The organism is Bradyrhizobium barranii subsp. barranii (assembly GCF_017565645.3).
Classification (GTDB): domain Bacteria; phylum Pseudomonadota; class Alphaproteobacteria; order Rhizobiales; family Xanthobacteraceae; genus Bradyrhizobium; species Bradyrhizobium barranii.
Genome location: NZ_CP086136.1, coordinates 2760460 through 2775468, shown reverse-complemented (window position 1 = coordinate 2775468; position 15009 = coordinate 2760460). Strand labels below are relative to the sequence as shown.

At 64.0% G+C, this 15009-nt stretch carries 16 protein-coding genes; 4 read left to right on the top strand and 12 right to left on the bottom strand.

The window, feature by feature from the left end; all coding sequences use genetic code 11:
- Positions 1-215 precede the first annotated feature (215 nt).
- The 7 genes from J4G43_RS13365 to glpD form a co-directional block, all read right to left on the bottom strand.
- Complete coding sequence (locus tag J4G43_RS13365) at positions 216-1958, bottom strand: ABC transporter substrate-binding protein (protein ID WP_208089314.1); 1743 nt, start codon at positions 1956-1958, stop codon at positions 216-218.
- 130 nt (positions 1959-2088) lie between these two features.
- Positions 2089-2418 (bottom strand): DUF2160 domain-containing protein, encoded by a 330-nt coding sequence (locus J4G43_RS13360; protein WP_085398528.1) that lies wholly within the window; start codon positions 2416-2418, stop codon positions 2089-2091.
- A gap of 10 nt (positions 2419-2428) precedes the next feature.
- Positions 2429-3235, bottom strand: a complete 807-nt coding sequence (locus J4G43_RS13355; RefSeq protein ID WP_063985185.1) for a carbohydrate ABC transporter permease — start codon at positions 3233-3235, stop codon at positions 2429-2431.
- Complete coding sequence (locus J4G43_RS13350; RefSeq protein ID WP_166350160.1) at positions 3235-4209, bottom strand: carbohydrate ABC transporter permease; 975 nt, start codon at positions 4207-4209, stop codon at positions 3235-3237. Before J4G43_RS13350 ends, J4G43_RS13355 begins: the two co-directional genes overlap by 1 nt.
- Complete coding sequence (locus J4G43_RS13345; protein WP_208085079.1) at positions 4209-5294, bottom strand: ABC transporter ATP-binding protein; 1086 nt, start codon at positions 5292-5294, stop codon at positions 4209-4211. The genes J4G43_RS13350 and J4G43_RS13345 overlap by 1 nt, the downstream gene beginning before the upstream one ends.
- 14 nt (positions 5295-5308) lie before the next feature.
- Positions 5309-6385: an ABC transporter ATP-binding protein gene (locus J4G43_RS13340; RefSeq protein WP_208085078.1), complete on the bottom strand. Its 1077-nt coding sequence runs from the start codon at positions 6383-6385 to the stop codon at positions 5309-5311.
- Complete coding sequence (gene glpD, locus J4G43_RS13335; protein ID WP_208085077.1) at positions 6382-7932, bottom strand: glycerol-3-phosphate dehydrogenase; 1551 nt, start codon at positions 7930-7932, stop codon at positions 6382-6384. The genes J4G43_RS13340 and glpD overlap by 4 nt, the downstream gene beginning before the upstream one ends.
- 229 nt (positions 7933-8161) lie before the next feature.
- Here glpD and J4G43_RS13330 point away from each other — a divergent pair, with 229 nt between their 5' ends.
- Both J4G43_RS13330 and J4G43_RS13325 read left to right on the top strand, forming a co-directional pair.
- The gene (locus J4G43_RS13330) at positions 8162-8443 is read left to right on the top strand and encodes a type II toxin-antitoxin system Phd/YefM family antitoxin (protein WP_208085076.1); all 282 of its coding nucleotides are present in this window, start codon (positions 8162-8164) and stop codon (positions 8441-8443) included.
- Positions 8440-8865, top strand: coding sequence for a type II toxin-antitoxin system VapC family toxin (locus tag J4G43_RS13325; protein ID WP_208085075.1), 426 nt, complete (start codon positions 8440-8442; stop codon positions 8863-8865). The genes J4G43_RS13330 and J4G43_RS13325 overlap by 4 nt, the downstream gene beginning before the upstream one ends.
- A gap of 4 nt (positions 8866-8869) precedes the next feature.
- On the opposite strand, the gene J4G43_RS13320 is transcribed toward J4G43_RS13325, so the two are convergent.
- Together J4G43_RS13320 and J4G43_RS13315 are read right to left on the bottom strand one after the other, a co-directional pair.
- The gene (locus J4G43_RS13320) at positions 8870-9715 is read right to left on the bottom strand and encodes a DeoR/GlpR family DNA-binding transcription regulator (RefSeq protein ID WP_014497447.1); all 846 of its coding nucleotides are present in this window, start codon (positions 9713-9715) and stop codon (positions 8870-8872) included.
- A 91-nt stretch (positions 9716-9806) separates the two neighbouring features.
- A complete protein-coding gene (locus J4G43_RS13315) occupies positions 9807-10505 on the bottom strand; it encodes an HAD family hydrolase (protein WP_208085074.1) in 699 nt (232 codons plus the stop codon).
- Positions 10506-10659: 154 nt separating this feature from the next.
- On the opposite strand from J4G43_RS13315, the gene J4G43_RS13310 reads away from it, so the two are divergent.
- Both J4G43_RS13310 and J4G43_RS13305 read left to right on the top strand, forming a co-directional pair.
- Complete coding sequence (locus J4G43_RS13310; protein ID WP_085398540.1) at positions 10660-11127, top strand: nuclear transport factor 2 family protein; 468 nt, start codon at positions 10660-10662, stop codon at positions 11125-11127.
- A 319-nt stretch (positions 11128-11446) separates the two neighbouring features.
- Complete coding sequence (locus J4G43_RS13305) at positions 11447-11842, top strand: nuclear transport factor 2 family protein (protein ID WP_208085073.1); 396 nt, start codon at positions 11447-11449, stop codon at positions 11840-11842.
- Positions 11843-12080: 238 nt separating this feature from the next.
- Here J4G43_RS13305 and J4G43_RS13300 read toward each other — a convergent pair whose 3' ends face one another.
- From J4G43_RS13300 to J4G43_RS13290, 3 genes are all read right to left on the bottom strand, one after another.
- Positions 12081-12272, bottom strand: coding sequence for a hypothetical protein (locus J4G43_RS13300; RefSeq protein WP_028134810.1), 192 nt, complete (start codon positions 12270-12272; stop codon positions 12081-12083).
- Between the two features lie 220 nt (positions 12273-12492).
- Positions 12493-12903, bottom strand: coding sequence for an acyl-CoA thioesterase (locus J4G43_RS13295; RefSeq protein WP_085398536.1), 411 nt, complete (start codon positions 12901-12903; stop codon positions 12493-12495).
- A gap of 7 nt (positions 12904-12910) precedes the next feature.
- Complete coding sequence (locus tag J4G43_RS13290) at positions 12911-15007, bottom strand: 3-hydroxyacyl-CoA dehydrogenase NAD-binding domain-containing protein (protein ID WP_208085072.1); 2097 nt, start codon at positions 15005-15007, stop codon at positions 12911-12913.
- Positions 15008-15009: the final 2 nt, after the last annotated feature.

Sequence of the window (15009 nt, the reverse complement as noted above, 5' to 3'; positions counted from 1 at the left end):
CCGTCGCTCCATCCTCCGTCATTGCGAGGAGCTCGTGACAAAATTGCAAAGCAATTTTGCACTGTAGCGACGAAGCAATCCAGACTGCCTCCGTGGAAAGACTCTGGATTGCTTCGCTGCGCTCGCAATGACGATGCGGGGACAGCGCCTAACTCACCAAAAGAAAAAGGCCGGGATCGCTCCCGGCCTTTCGTGTTGATGACGCTACGCGCCGCTTACTTCGCTTCCGCGCGCTTGGGCGGGGACGCCGGCCACGACTTGATCAGCGTGTCGTAGTCGACCGTCTCACCCTTCGGCTTCTCGTTGGCGAGCTTGCGCTGCGGCGCGATGGTGCCGTCCTTCTGGGCCTTGGCGTACCAGTACTCGGCGGTCTCCTTCTTGTGCAGCTTCGGACCGCAGGCGCCCTGCACGCCGGACTTCTCGAGGCGCTCCATGACGGAGTCCTGAGCAGCCGCGAGTGCATCCATCGCGGCTTGCGGCGTCTTCGCACCGGACGACGCATCGCCGATGTTCTGCCACCAGAGCTGCGCGAGCTTCGGATAGTCAGGCACGTTGTTGCCGGTCGGGGTCCACTGCACGCGCGCGGGCGAGCGGTAGAACTCGATCAGGCCGCCGAGCTTCGGCGCACGCTCGGTGAACGACTTGTCCCAGATGTCGGATTCACGAATGAAGGTGAGACCGACATGGCTCTTCTTCAGCGACACCGTCTTGGAAACGATGAACTGGAGATAGAGCCAGGCCGCCTTGCGGCGGTCAGCCGGGGTCGACTTCAACAGCGTGAGCGAGCCGGCGTCCTGGTAGCCGAGCTTCATGCCTTCCTTCCAGTACGAGCCGTGCGGCGACGGAGCCATACGCCACTTCGGCGTACCGTCCGCGTTCATCACGGCGATGCCGGGCTTCACCATGTCGGCGGTGAAGGCGGTGTACCAGAACATCTGCTGGGCGATGTTGCCCTGCGCCGGCACGGGACCGGATTCGGAGAAGGTCATGCCCTGAGCCTGCGGCGGGGCATACTTCTTCATCCACTCCAGATACTTCGTGATCGAGTAGACCGCGGCCGGACCGTTGGTGTCGCCACCGCGATCGACCGAGGAGCCGACCGGACGGCAGCCTTCCATGCGGATGCCCCATTCGTCGACCGGCAGACCGTTCGGAATGCCCTTGTCACCGTTGCCGGCCATCGACAGCCAGGCGTCGGTGAAACGCCATCCGAGCGAGGGATCCTTCTTGCCATAGTCCATATGGCCGTAGACCTTGACGCCGTTGATCTCCTTGATGTCGTTGGTGAAGAACTCGGCGATGTCTTCATACGCGGACCAGTTCACGGGCACGCCGAGCTCGTAGCCATACTTGGCCTTGAACTTGGCCTTGTAGTCCGGGTTGGTGAACCAGTCGTAGCGGAACCAATAGAGGTTCGCGAACTGCTGGTCGGGCAGCTGATAGAGCTTGCCGTCTGGCGCGGTGCCGAACGACTTGCCGATGAAGTCGTTGACGTCGAGCTGGGGATCGGTGACGTCCTTGCCCTCGCCGGTCATGTAATCCGACAGTGCGATGGTCTGGCCGTAGCGGAAGTGCGTGCCGATCAGATCGGAATCGTTGATCCAGCCGTCATAGACGTTCTTGCCGGACTGCATCTGCGTCTGCAGCTTCTCGACGACGTCACCTTCCTGGATGATGTCGTGCTTGAGCTTGATGCCGGTGAGCTCGGAGAACGCCTTTGCCAGCGTCTGCGACTCGTATTCGTGGGTCGCAATGGTCTCGGAGACGACGTTGATCTCCATGCCCTTGAAGGGCTCGGCGGCCTTGGCGAACCACTCCAGCTCCTTCTTCTGCTCGTCCTTCGACAGCGTCGAGGGCTGGAATTCCGCAATCCACTTCTGGATCGCGGCGTCGTCGGCGGCGCGGACCGGCGCCGAGACGGCGAACGACACCGCAACGATGGCGGCGGCGCTGGACATGGTCAGAAAGCTATTCTTGGTCAATGGACCTTTCCTTCTCCTAAACTGTCGCATGTTGTTCCTCCGTTGCAGCGACAAAATTTTATACAGGCCCGGGTTGCCCCCGGATCTGGCCGTCCCTTCGCGAGCTTCAGACCGTGCGAAAAATGAGCACGGCCGTGGCCAGCGAAATTCCACTTGCGAGCCAGAGGCTCGAAATCTCAAAACCTTCCTCGCCGATCGGCAGGGTGGCGAGTGTATCGGTGCCGGCGAAGGCGATCCACAGAAGGTGGATGACGGCCGCCGTGATCAGGGAGATGAAGAGGCGGTCGCCCCGCGTCGTCGGAATGCTGAGCACGCCGACTCGCTCGGCTTCCGGATTGACCGCGGCAAGGTACGTCATGACCGCGAGGGTGCAGGCGAGCGCCACGAAGAAGATCGCGGTCGGCAGCGTCCAGGCCATCCATGCAATAGATTCCATCGATGCCTCCCTAGACCCGACCGAGCGCGAAACCGCTCGCGATGTAATTGCGGACGAACCAGATCACGAGGGCACCCGGGATGATGGTAAGCACGCCGGCCGCGGCCAGCAGACCCCAGTCCATGCCCGCAGCCGACACCGTACGCGTCATGATCGCCGCGATCGGTTTTGCCTGCACCGAGGTCAGCGTCCGCGCGAGCAGGAGCTCGACCCAGGAAAACATGAAGCAGAAGAAGGCGGCGACGCCGATGCCGCTCGCGATCAGCGGCACCAGTATCCTGATGAAGAAGCGCGGAAAGGAATAGCCGTCGAGGAAGGCGGTCTCGTCGATCTCGCGCGGCACGCCGGAGACGAAGCCTTCGAGGATCCACACCGCCAGCGGAACGTTGAAGATGCAATGCGCGAGCGCGACCGCCCACGGCGTATCGAACAGGCCGATGGCCGAATAGAGGTTGAAGAACGGCAGCGCATAGACCGCCGCCGGGGCCATGCGGTTCGACAGCAGCCAAAAGAACAGGTGCTTGTCGCCGAGGAAGCGGTAGCGCGAGAACGCGTAGGCCGCGGGCAGCGCCACCGAGATCGAGATGATGGTATTGAGGACGACGTATTTGAGCGAGTTGATGTAGCCGGAGTACCAGCTCTCGTCGGTGAAGATGCGTTTGTAATGCTGCAGCGTCGGCGCATGTGGCCACAGCGTCATCGTCGAGACGATTTCTGCGTTGGTCTTGAAGCTCATGTTGACGAGCCAGTAGATCGGCAACAACAGGAAGATCAGAAACAGCGCCATGATGACGCGGCGGCCGGGAATTGAGTGCATCAGGCCACTCCTTCCTTTGGCTTGAGTGCAGTCACGGGCTTGAGCACGGCCGAAGGCTTGGGCTCCGTTGCCGGCTCGGTCTCGGCCTGGACTTTGCGTTCGGCGCCGGCATTGGTCATGACGGTATAGAAGATCCAGCAGACGATCAGGATGATCAGATTATAGACCAGCGAGAGCGCCGCGGCCTTGCCGAGGTCGAACTGGCCGAGCGCGATCTTGACGAGCTCGATCGACACGAAGGTCGTCGAGTTGCCGGGTCCGCCACCCGTCACCACGAACGGCTCGGTGTAGATCATGAACGAGTCCATGAAGCGCAGCAGCACGGCGATCAGGAGCACGCGGTTCATCTTCGGCAGCTGGATCGCCTTGAACACGGCCCAGCGCGAGGCGCCGTCGATCTGAGCTGCCTGGTAATAGGCCTCGGGGATCGACTTCAGGCCGGCGTAGCACAGCAGCGCGACCAGGCTGGTCCAGTGCCAGACGTCCATCACGATGACGGTAACCCAGGCATCGACGGCGTTGGAGACGTAGTTGTAGTCGATGCCGATCGCATTGAGCACATAGCCCATCAGACCGATGTCGGGCCGGCCGAAGATCTGCCAGATCGTGCCGACCACGTTCCACGGAATCAGCAGCGGCAGCGCGAGGATGACGAGGCAGGCCGCCACCGTCCAGCCCTGACGCGGCATCGACAGCGCGATGACGATGCCGAGCGGCACCTCGATCGCGAGGATCACCATCGAGAAGAACAGATTGCGGCCGAGCGAGGCGAGGAACCGGCCGCCGAGATCGGTCGAGGGATCGAGCAGTTCCTTGAACCAGCCGACGCCGTTCCAGAAGAACTGGTTGTTGCCGAAGGTGTCCTGCATCGAATAGTTCACGACCGTCATCAGCGGCAGCACCGCCGAGAAGGCCACGACCAGGAACACCGGCAGCACCAGGAACCAGGCTTTTTGGTTGACGGTCTTGTCCATCAGGCGGCTCCCTCCACCAGAAGGCTGTCGGCATAGACGTGGACGTGCGCCGGATCGAATTTCAGCCCGGCGATACCGTCCGCGCTGGTGAAGCCCGCCGGCGCGCGCGCCGCGATCTTGGCCTCGCCGATGCGGACGCGTGCGAAGCGGATGCGGCCGAGGTCGTCGATGCGGTCGATCTTCGCACTGAGCAATCCGGGTGCGGGCGCGACGGCATCGACGAACTCCGGACGCACGCCGATCTCGATCTTGGCGCCGGCAGGCAGGTTGTCATAGCTGCGGTTGAGCGCGATGACATTCCCGCCGATGCGCGCCTCGCGACCCTTCACCTCGGCCGGCAGGATGTTCATGCCGGGCGAGCCGATGAAATAGCCAACGAAGGTGTGCGCCGGCTTGTCGAACAGCTCGGCGGGCGTGCCGCTCTGCACCACGCGGCCGTCATGCATGACAACAACGGTGTCGGCAAAGGTGAGCGCCTCGGTCTGGTCGTGGGTGACGTAGATCATCGTCAGGTCGAGCTCGCGATGCAGCGCCTTCAGCTTGGAGCGGAGCTGCCATTTCAGCTCGGGATCGATCACGGTCAGCGGCTCGTCGAACAGCACGGCGGCGACGTCGGAGCGGACCAGGCCACGGCCGAGCGAGATTTTTTGCTTGGCATCCGCCGTGAGGCGCGTCGCCTTGCGATTGAGATAGGGCTCAAGATCGAGCAGGCGGCCGATCTCGGCGACGCGCTTGTCGATCTCGGCCTTCGGCACGCCGCGGTTCTTCAGCGGAAACGCCAGGTTCTGCCCCACCGTCATGGTGTCGTAGATCACCGGAAACTGGAACACCTGGGCGATGTTGCGCTTCTGGGTTGACAGCGGTGTGATGTCCTGGCCGTCGAACAGGATTTTCCCCCGCGACGGCGTGATGATGCCGGAGATGACGTTGAGCAGCGTGGTCTTGCCGCAGCCGGACGGCCCGAGCAGCGCGTAAGCACCGCCCTGCCGCCAGGTCATGGTCACCGGCTTCAGCGCAAAGCTGTCCTGCGGCGCATCATTGCCGCCGTAAGAGTGGGCGAGATCGACGAGGTCAATGCGGGCCATGTCGCATCTCCCCCTTACGAGCTCGGCGCGGCGACCAGACGGTCGGCCGCGTCGAAGACGAAGATATCATTGGGATCGAGCACGGCATCGATGGTCTGGCCGGGCTCAAACTCGTGCACGCCGTGCAGCACTGCCACCCAGTTCGATCCGTCGCGGGTCAGGTGCACGAAACTCTCCGAACCGGTGATCTCGGTCACCGTCACCGTGGCGTGGAAGGCATGACGGTCCGCCTCGCCGTTGGCGAGGGCGAGCTGATGGGCGCGGAAGCCGACGCGATAGGCGCCGTCGGCGAGCGATGAATAGAGCCCGGAGGCCGGCGCGGCGATGCCGCCTGCATATTGCACAGAGCCGTTCTTTTTCTCGATGCCGACGAGGTTGAGCGGCGGATCGGAGAACACCTGGGCGACCCGCAGCGTCTGCGGACGGCGGTAGACGTTCGGCGTCTCGCCGATCTGGAGCGCCTGCCCCTCCCACATGCAGACCGTGTTGCCGCCGAGCAGCAGCGCCTCGGTCGGCTCGGTCGTGGCATAGACGAAGATCGCGCCGGACGCCTCGAAGATGCGCGGCAGCTCGGTACGCAGCTCCTCGCGCAGCTTGTAGTCGAGATTGGCGAGCGGTTCGTCGAGCAGCACGAGATCGGCGCCCTTCACCAGCGCGCGCGCCATCGCGGTGCGCTGCTGCTGGCCGCCGGAGAGCTGGAGCGGCGTGCGTTTCAGGAACGGCTCGAGCCTGAGCAGCCGCGCGGCTTCCGCGACACGCTTCTCGATCTCCTCGCGCGGCTTCCCCTGCACGCGCAGCGGCGAGGCGATGTTCTCGTAGACCGTCAGCGAGGGATAGTTGATGAACTGCTGATAGACCATCGCGACCGAACGCTTGCGCACGTCGACACCGGTGACGTCCTTGCCGTTGACCAGCACCTTGCCCGTCGTCGGCTTGTCGAGGCCGGCGAGCAGCCGCATGATCGAGGTCTTGCCTGACAGCGTCGGCCCGAGCAGCACGTTAAGCGTGCCGCTCTCGAGCGTCAGCGAGACGTCGCGGATGTGCGGTATCCCCTCGACGGTCCGGGTCACATGATCGAGCGTCACGGTCATGAGCGTCCTCCCGCTTCCAGCAGGGGACTTTGCGGCACAGCGTGGGTTGCAATCCAGTCGTTCAATGCAGCAACCTCGTCGGCAGATAGTCGCAGGCCAAGTTTGGAGCGGCGCCAGACGATGTCTTCCGCCGTGACCGCCCATTCATTGGCCATGAGGTAGCGGACCTCGCGTTCGGTCAGTGTCGCGCCGAAGGCCTGGCCGAGATCGGCGGCCAACTTGGCATCGCCAAGCAGCTTGATGGCGCGGGTACCATAGGCGCGCGCGAGGCGCCGCGCATGCTCATGGCTGAGGAAGGGATAGCCGCGCTGGAGTTCGGCGATCAGGCCGTCGACGTCGGACACGCCCATGTCCCCGCCGGGCAGCGGCCACTTGCCGGTCCAGCCTTCGCGCGCTTTTGCACTGCGAAGATAAGGCGCGAGCCGTTCCAGCGCCTCTTCGGCGAGCCGGCGGTAGGTCGTGATCTTGCCGCCATAGATCGAGAGCAGCGGCACGCCGCCGGGTGTGTCGAGCTCGAACACGTAGTCGCGCGTCGCGGCCTTGGCTTCGCTGGCGCCGTCGTCATAAAGCGGTCGCACGCCGGAATAGGTCCAGACCACGTCCGCCGAAGTCACCGGCTTGGCCAGGTATTCGCTCGCGGCGGCGCAGAGGTACTCGATCTCTTCGGGCGTCGCCTTCACCTTGGAGGGATCGCCGTCATAATCGCGATCGGTGGTGCCGATCAGCGTGAAATCGTCCTGGTACGGGATCACGAAGATGATGCGGCCGTCCGCGTTCTGGAACATGTAGGCGCGGTCGTGGTCGTAGAGCTTTTTGACTACGATGTGCGACCCCTGCACCAGGCGCACCTTGGCCTTCGCGTTCACGCCGGCGCCGCGGCCGAGCACATCCTCGACCCAGGGGCCGCCGGCATTGACCACCGCGCGGGCCTGGACCTGCGAACGCTCGCCGGTCAGCGTGTTGACCATGCTGACGGTCCAGATGCCGCCGGACTGCTTGATATCCGTCGCGCGGGTGCGGGTGCGGATCTCGGCGCCCTTGTCGGCGGCATCACGCGCGTTGAGCACGACGAGACGGGCGTCGTCGACGAAGCAGTCGGAATATTCGAACGCGCGGCTGTAGCGGTTCGGGATCAGCGGGCGGCCGACCTCGTCACGCCTGAGATCGACCGAACGCGTCGCCGGCAACAGGTGCCGGCCGCCGATATGGTCATAGAGGAAGAGGCCGAGGCGCAGCAGCCAGGCCGGGCGCAGGCCGGCGTGATGCGGCAAAACGAAACGCAGGGGACGGATGATATGGGGCGCGATGCCCCAGAGGATCTCGCGCTCGATCAGCGCCTCGCGGACCAGGCGAAACTCGTAATATTCGAGATAGCGCAGGCCGCCATGCACCAGCTTGGTCGACCAGGACGAGGTCCCGCTCGCCAAATCGTTCATTTCGCACAGGAAGACCGTGTTGCCACGGCCCACTGCGTCGCGCGCGATGCCGCAGCCGTTAACACCGCCTCCGATAATGGCGAGGTCGAAAATACGCTCCAACAGACGCATCCCCCGGCGACCGCTCGTTCCTTCGAGCGACTACTTTCGTTTTTGATTAGATCACACCGAAAAACGAAAGCAAGATGAAAGAGAGGCGAAAGGAAGTGAAAGAGGAACTTTCTCGTGGGCAATTCGCCATGGGAATGGGCACATCTGGTGCCATTCCAAACCGCAATACGAACTTGAATAGTCACGTAGAGCCTATATAGTCATAATAGTCATATTGGTTATATTCGGCATGACAGACCGCAGCACCACCCCCGATTCGCCGTCGACTGACACGTGGACGCTCGCCAATGCCAAGGCACGCCTGTCCGAGGTGGTCGATCGCGCCCAAACTGGCCCCCAGATCATCACCCGACACGGCAGGCCCAATGCGGTTGTCGTTTCCGCGGATGAATGGGCGCGAAAGACGGCGCGCAAAGGCACGCTGGCCGAATTCCTGCTGGCTTCGCCGCTGCGCGGTGCCGACCTCGAACTTGAACGGGTGCAGGATGAACCGCGCGACGAGATGCCGTGAACCTGCTCCTCGACACCAACGTGCTGTCGGAGGTTCAGCGGCCGGCGCCTTCCGCGAAAGTCCTGGCATGGCTCGATACGGTCGATGAGGATCGCGCGTTCATCAGCGTTGCCTCGATCGCCGAGCTTCGCTGCGGTATCGCCCTGCTGGATGATGGCCGTCGGCGCGCCGCGCTGGCCGCTTGGCTCGCCCACGACCTGCCGGCTCGGTTCGCGCAGCGCATCCTGCCGATCGACCACGTGGTCGCCGAGCGCTGGGGCGACCTGATGGCGCAGAGCCGTCGCAATGGCGTTGCGTTGTCCGTGATGGACGGCTTCTTTGCGGCCACCGCGCTCGCCAACAATCTCACGCTCGTCACACGCAATGTGAAGGATTTTGCGGCCTTCGGCGTTCCGCTGCTCAACCCATGGAGCAACGCGTAAGCCGCTATCTCAGCCGCACCACCGGCGCGGCTTCCGGTGCCGCATCCTGAGCATCGGCCGTCGCATCATCGATATCCGCCCCCTTCGGCATCGCCGCCATCACCTCGATGCCCTTGCTGTGGCAGATGGTGGCGAGGCGCTCGGGCAGCTCCTGGTCGGTCACGAAGGTCTGGATCTGGGTGATATGGGCGATGCGCACCGGCGCGCTGCGGCGCAGCTTGGTGGAGTCGGCAACCAGCATGACGCTGCGGGCATTGGCGATGATGGCTTGCGCCACCTGCACCTCGCGATAGTCGAAGTCGAGCAGCGCGCCCTCCTCGTCGATCGCGGATGCCCCGATGATGGCATAGTCGACCTTGAACTGGCCGATGAGCTGCGTCGCGGTCGAGCCGACCACCGCGCCGTCGGCCCGCCGCACCGTGCCGCCGGCGACCACCACCTCGATACGGGGATGGCGGTAGAGCAGCATCGCGACGTTGAGATTGTTGGTGATGACGAGGAGGTCCTCGTGCGAGGTCAGCGCGCTCGCCACCTCCTCGGTCGTGGTGCCGATATTGATGAAGAGCGAGCAGCCGTTCGGGATCAGCGAGGCGGCCGCAGCCCCGATCGCCTTCTTTTCGTCGGCAGCGACGAACCGCCTCGCCTCGTAGGCGAGGTTTTCGACGCCGGAGGCGATGATGGCGCCGCCGTGGATACGGGTCAGCGAGCGGCGCTCGCAGAGATCGTTGAGATCCTTGCGGATCGTCTGCGCCGAGACCTCGAACCGGCGCGCGAGCTCCTCGACCATGACGCGCCCCGAGGCGCGCGCGATGTTGAGGATTTCGGCTTGGCGATGGGTCAATCCGGTCACGGCGATGGCCTCAAATCAGGAAGGCGCATGGTGCGGCGGTTCGCACGTTCGGTCAATGCGCTCAGCGATCACGGTTAACGGACAAAGCCTCTCACCATGCCATCGCGGCGGCGAGACGCGCGAGCAGTTCCGGATCGTCGAACGCGCTGGCGGAGGCAACCGCGCCGGCGCCAACAAGGTCGGCATGGCTGAGGCTCGTCCGGATGCCGATGGTCGGAATGCCGGCGGCCGTCGCCGACTGCACGCCGGAGCGGGAATCCTCGAACGCGATCGAAGCCGTCGCGCTGCCGCCGACGAAACGCAGCCCCTCCTGATAGGGCAGCGGGTGCGGCTTGCCGTGCGGCAGCTCGTCGCCGATCACAAGCGCCCTGAAGCGGTGCGTGATGCCGAGACCGGAGAGCAACAGCTCGGCATTCAGACGCGGCGCGTTGGTCACGGCGACCATGGGAATGCCGGCGGCATCCGCGCGGTCGAGCAGCGCCATCAGACCCGGAAGCGGCTCGATCTGTCCGGCGACAAGTGTGCGGAAGACGACCTCCTTCTCTCCGAGGATCACGGCGCGCCGTTCCACGGTTTCGTCGGGCAGAAAGCGCTCGCCGATCGACGCATTGGCGAAGCCTTGCAGCTCCCTTGAGAAGCGCGCGTGATCGAACACATGGCCGCGCGGCCCAAGCACCTGGTTGAACGCCTTGAGGTGCAGCGGGTCGGTGTTGGCCAGCGTGCCGTCGATGTCGAACAGCAGCCCCCTGCCCGTCACTTGCCCCTGCGCCTGCCCTTTGGCCTCGATCATTTCCGTACTTTCCCGAATGCACGATGCATCAATGCGAAACACGTATCAATGCAGCCCCGATCGCGCAATGACGCATCGACATGACCGCCACGCGACACTCGACAAAGTCGAGCGCGGCTGCAACACTCCGCGCAAGACCAAAAAGGAGGAAACGATGACGATCAACCGACGCGATCTGGCTCTCTCGACTCTTGCCGTCTCAACCCTTGCCGTCTCCGCGCTTGCTCTCACAGCACCGGCGTTGGCGGCCGCGGCGGATGAGGAAGCCGTGGCGAAAAAGGTCGAGGCCTTCCGCCTTGCCCAGATCGCGGCCGATCCCAAGGCGCTCGGCGCGCTCTGCGCCGACGAGGTGAGCTACAGCCATTCCAACGGCAAGGTCGAGGACAAGGCGACCTTCGTCACCAACGCCACCGACGGCAAATCAAAATTCCTGTCGATCGAGTACAAGGACCCGACCATCAAGGTCGTCGGCCCCGCCGCGATCGTGCGCTTCCACTGGATGGGCGAACAGGAAATGGCGGCCGATGGGAAAAAAGTATCGACCAATCTTCACATCCTGATGAACTGGCAGAAGCAGGGCGACGATTGGAAGCTGCTGTCGCGGGCTGCGACGAAGTTGTGATTGCGATTCTTTCCCTCTCCCCCTGTAGGAGAGGGTGGCTCGCGGCGAGACGAGTGAGGGGTATGCTTCCGCGAGTAACTCTCTCGCTTCCGAATGTGCCGATAGAACCCCTCATCCGGCGCTTCGCGCCACCTTCTCCCACAAGGGGAGAAGGAAAAGGCAGCGGTATCAAGGGCTGCAAAAAATTCCGACCACGCTTTGCGCGTCAGAAATCGCGCCGCCTGGCGCAATGCAGCGTATTGCGACGACGATTGCGACCTGGCGCTCGACACAATCAAGTGCGGCTGCAACAGTGGGCGCAAGATCAAGGACGGAGGATATGATGACACTGAATCGCGACCATGCTGCCACGACGGACCACGAGGCGGTGGCAAAGAACGTCGAGGCATTTCGCCTCGCCCAGATCGCGGCCGACCCGAAAGCGCTCAGCGCGCTATGCGCGGATGATCTGAGCTACAGCCACTCCAACGGCTTCCTCGAGGACAGGGCGGCCTTCGTCGCCAACGCCACCGACGGCAAGACGGAGTTCCTGTCGATTACGTACAAGGACCCGACCATCAAGATCGTCGGCCCCGTCGCGATCGTGCGCTTCCATTGGCTGGCCGAGATGATGACCGGCGGACAGAAAGTGGCAAACAGCCTTCATATCCTGATGAACTGGCTGAAGCAGGGCGACGATTGGAAGCTGTTGTCACGCTCCGCGACGAAGTTGTGATTGCGATTCTTTCCCTCTCCCCCTGCGGGAGAGGGTGGCTCGCCGCGCGGCGGCGAGACGGGTGAGGGGTATGCTTCCGCGAGCAACTCTCTCGCTTCCGAATGCGCCGATAGAACCCTTCATCCGGCGCTTCGCGCCACCTTCTCCCACAAGGGGAAGAAGGAAAAGGCAGCGGCATCAAGGGCTGCAAAAAATTCCGACCACGCTTTGCGCGTCAGAAATCACCAGCGGAAGGCGCCTACGCCGCTTCCTTCACATCGCCGTTAACCAGCTTGCGCGCGGCACGCTCGGCTTCGCGTGCGTTGCGGAAAAGCTGGCCTTCAAGGCGATTGAAGCGGTGGGACGAGGCGAAGAAACAATAGCCTCCCTGAGAACGAACGACGATACCTGCGGTTTGCGAGTCGACTTCGATAATGTAGCTGTCCGGCATGGTCCGTAGATTCCTCAGTGCGGGCAAATAACGGCAATCCTGCCCAAAGGTTCCTGAGCACTTGAGGCCGTTTCCACCCCGAATCGACACGCAATTGAGTACGCCGGGACCTCATCCGTTTTATGACTTGTTCTTGGCGAAGCCGCGACGCGATGACTCAGTCGCGCCGCGTTTGGCGTGCCGCAAGTTTGCGTGAGATGGGGCAGAGCGTCGCGCGCGATTACGTCGCGATCGGCGGATCGTTGCGCTGGATCGCTTGCGGACGGCCGTCATCATCGATCGAGACGTAGGTGAAATGACCGTCGGTGACGAGGATCGGCTGGAGCTCCCTGCGCCGCAGCGCCCAGGCTTCGAGATGCACGGTCATCGAGGTGCGGCCCACGCGGACGAGATTGGCATAGACCGAAACGAGATCGCCGACATAGACCGCTTTGCGAAAATTCATCGCCTCGATCGCCACGGTGACCGTACGCGACCTCGCGAGCTTCGATGCGAACACGCCGCCGCCGACATCCATCTGGCTGAGCAGCCAGCCGCCGAAGATGTCGCCGTTGGCGTTGGTGTCGGCGGGCATTGCCAGCGTGCGAATGCAGAGATCGCCGCGCGGCTCGGTGTCGGACGTTTCGGTCATGTCGGTCTCACCTAAAATTGTCCCAGCCCGGATCGGGCGCAAAGCGCCCACCGAATCGCTCGGCCAGCGCGCGCAGGGTGGATACGACATTTTCCACGCCGCGCGTGCGCGCGTAGTTCAGCGGACCGCCGCGGAACGGTGCATATCCAGTGCCGAAGATCATGGCGCCGTCGACCGCATCGGCATCGTCGACGATACCTTCGCGGAGTGCCGCGACGCAGACATTGGACATCGGCAGCACCAGGCGGTCGATCATCTGGTCGGTGACGCGCGGGCCGGTCTCCGGCAACGGCGCCTTCTCCGCCTTGCCGTCCTTCCAGGTGTAGAATCCCTTGCCCGTCTTGCGGCCGAGCTCGCCCTTGGCGACCTTCTCGCGCAGCCAGGCCGGCGTCGGCGGGAGCAGATCGCTGAACTTGGTCCGCAGCATGTCACCGACGTCGAGGCAGATGTCGAGCCCGACCTGGTCGGCGAGCTCGATCGGCCCCATCGGCATGCCGAACTGCTCGGCCGCCGCGTCGATCAGGCGCTGGTCGATCCTCTCATCCAGCATCACCATCGCCTCCAGCATGTAGGGCGTCAGCGCACGGTTGACGAGGAAGCCGGGCGAGCTCTTCACGGAGAGCGGCAGACGGTCGATCGCGCCGACGAAGGCGAGCGCCTCCTTGAGCACCTGCGCGTCGTTGCCGTCATGGCTCACGACTTCGACCAGCTGCAGCCGCGACACCGGGTTGAAGAAGTGCAGGCCGACGAGGCGCTCGGGCCGCGCCAGCGCGGTGCGCAGATCCTGGAGCGGAATGCTCGACGTGTTGGTCGCAAGGATCGCGCCCGGCTTCATCTTCGGCTCGAGGCCCGCATAGACCTTCTGCTTCAGCTCGAGCTTTTCCGGCACCGCCTCGATGATGAGGTCGGCGTTGCGGACGCCCTCGCCGTCCATGTCGGGGATCAGACGATCCAGCGCATCGCGCACCTCGGTCGGCCTGCGGATGATCTTGCCGTAAAGCTCGGCAGCGCGCTTCACCGCGCCGGCGATCGGCTCCGCCTTCATGTCCGCGAGCGAGACGCGCAGCCCCTGCCCCGCACACCAGGCCGCGATATCACCGCCCATGGCGCCGGCGCCGATGACGTGAACATGTTTGACCGCGTTGCCGCCGCCGGCCGTCTTCTTCATCTGCTCGCGCAGGAAGAACACGCGGATCAAATTCTGCGCGGTCGGCGTCACCATCAGCCTGGCGAACGAGGCCTGCTCGGCCTTCAGCATCGCGGCCTTGCTGCCGCCATGGGTCTCCCAGAGATCGATCAGCGCGTAGGGCGCCGGATAATGCTCGCGGGGCGCGGCCTTTGCCGCCTCCGAGCGCATGCGCCTGGCCAGCAGCCCGCGCACGGGACCGAAATTCGCCGCGTGAGTCAGAAGATCCGGACGCGCCCGCTTCAGACGGCCGAACAGTGCATCCTTCACCGCATTGCGGACGTGCCGCTCCTGCGTCACGGTATCGACGAGGCCGAGCGACCTGGCGCGGCGCGCATCGATGGTGCGGCCGGTCAGCATCAGGGCCATCGACTGGGTCGGGTTCACGAGCGCAGTGAAGCGCGCGGTGCCACCGAGCCCGGGATGCAGGCCGAGCATCACCTCCGGGAAGCCGAAGCGCGCGCCATCGATCGCAATGCGCGACTGGCAGGCCAGCGCGACCTCGAGGCCGCCGCCGAGACAGAAGCCGTGGATGACCGCGACTGTCGGCAGCTTCAGCGCCTCCAGATGATCGACCACCGCATGCGCCGCGCGGATGCGTGTCTCGACCATCTCGGGATCGCTGGCGCCGCGGAATTCGTTGACGTCGGCTCCGGCAATGAAGCCGGACGGCTTTGCCGAACGGATCACGAGGCCTGCGGGACGTTCGGTCTCGATCGCCGCGAGCACGGCATCGAACTCCTCCATCACGTCCGCGGACAGCGTGTTGGCGCTGCTATCTGCGCGGTCGAACAGCAGCCAGGCGACGCCGTCGGCATCGCGCGTCAGCTTGAAGTGCTTGTAGGGGCTGTCGGTCGCGGGCCTGGGCCCAAGCTCCAGCACGCGGTCGCCGAGCGCGGTCATGATCCTGGAATCCATGG